The sequence below is a fragment of the Asaia sp. SF2.1 genome (genome assembly GCF_000505765.1).
In the GTDB taxonomy this organism is placed as follows: domain Bacteria; phylum Pseudomonadota; class Alphaproteobacteria; order Acetobacterales; family Acetobacteraceae; genus Asaia; species Asaia bogorensis.
Genome location: NZ_AYXS01000012.1, coordinates 199,890 through 201,563, shown reverse-complemented (window position 1 = coordinate 201,563; position 1,674 = coordinate 199,890). Strand labels below are relative to the sequence as shown.

At 61.5% G+C, this 1,674-nt stretch carries 1 protein-coding gene; it reads left to right on the top strand.

The genetic code is table 11. The features are described 5' to 3' along the window. Positions 1 to 1,674 (top strand): MG2 domain-containing protein (locus tag P792_RS37580; RefSeq protein WP_235075452.1); only part of this gene is annotated, 1,674 nt, incomplete at both ends.

The following is a 1,674-nucleotide window of genomic DNA, read 5'->3' as shown; positions in this document are numbered from 1 at the left end:
GCCTATGAAGGGTGTCTCGATACGGCTCGTGTCTCAGGGGGGGGATGACCTTGGTCAGGCGGTCAGCGATGCAACAGGTGGGGTTGCGTTTCCGGTTGGGCTGATAAAGGGCAAGGGGGCAGATCAACCGGTCTCACTCATCGCCATGAGCCCGACCGGAGATTACGCGACGTCCTCCCTCACTCAGGCGTGGTTCGATTTTTCCGACCGCGGGGCTGAAGGGCACAAGGCACCGGGGCCGCAACAGGCAGTGATCGCGACTGATCGCGGAATCTACCGTCCCGGCGAGACCATCAATACGACCCTGATCCTGCGCGATGCGCAGGGCCGTGCGCTGCCGGATCTGCCGCTCGACCTCGTCCTGCGTCGACCGGATGGCGTAAAGGCGCAGACCCTTCACCTGACACCACAAGCCTCTGGCGGCCTTGTGACCAGCCTTGCCCTTTCGGCCGCAGCGGCAGCGGGAAACTGGACACTTGAGGCCTATGTCGATCCCACGTCACCGCCCGTGGGACGCGCCTCGGTTCTGGTGCAGGATTTCGTCCCCCAGACCATTGCGGTCGATGCCACCCCGGCTAGCCCTTTCATTACCGAGGGGCAGAAGCTCGGCATCGCGGTTGAAGGGCGCTATCTCTATGGTGCCCCGGCTGCGCATCTGAGGGGAGAGGGCGTCTTGCGTGTCATGCGTGATGGGACCCCCGTCGCAGAGGCAAAAGGCTTCGTGTTCGGGTTGCAGACCCAAAATTTCAGCCCTGACCAGCAGAGCCTTGCAGTACCCGACACGGATGATTCAGGCCACGCTGCACTGAGCGTCCTGCCCGAAATCCCCAATGGGCTCACACTGCCGCTCAAGGCAGAAATCCGCCTCAGCCTGTTCGATCCTGCCGGGCGCAGTGTCAGCAAGATCCTGACGCTGCCCATTCGTCGCAACAGGCCGCTGATCGGTGTGCGTGTCACCCCACCTGCAAGTGGGGGGGAACTGGAAACCCGCTCGGTCCCCGTTGATGTGATCGCGCTCAATCCCGATAACAAGGCATTGGCCAATCACGTCCTCAAATGGACAATCGTGCGTGAAAACGAGACCTATGACTGGATCAGGAACAGCCAGGGTTGGCACTTCATTCGTCATGTCATTGATGAGCCGCTCCAGAATGGCACGCTGACAACAGATGCCTCGGGGCGGGCGCATTTCGCGACTGAACTGGATGGCGGGCGCTATCGCGTCATTCTGAGTGACCCGCAAAGCAACGCAGCGAGTTCATCCCGCTTCGCCACGGGTTGGTGGTCGGATTCTACCGAAAAGCCCAATGCGCCTGATCGCCTGAGCCTGACCGTGCGCGACAAAATCCTGCCGGTGGGTGGTGAAACCGTTGTGCATGTGCAGGCGCCTTTTGCAGGCGAAGCACAGATCGTGATTGCGACAGACAAGGTCGAGAGCACAAAAACGGTCACCCTGCCCAAAGGCGGACTTGATATCCCGGTGAAAGCGGAAGCGGGCTGGCCCGGTGGCGCCTATGTGCTCGTTACAGCCTATCGACCGCTCGATACGCCTGTGCGTCCGCATGAGCCGTCACGGGCGGTGGGGCTTGGCTATATCGGTCTGGACCAGTCGGCGCATCACCTCAAAATCGCACTCGATGCACCGGCTGTGCTGAGGCCGCAGGGTCACGCAGT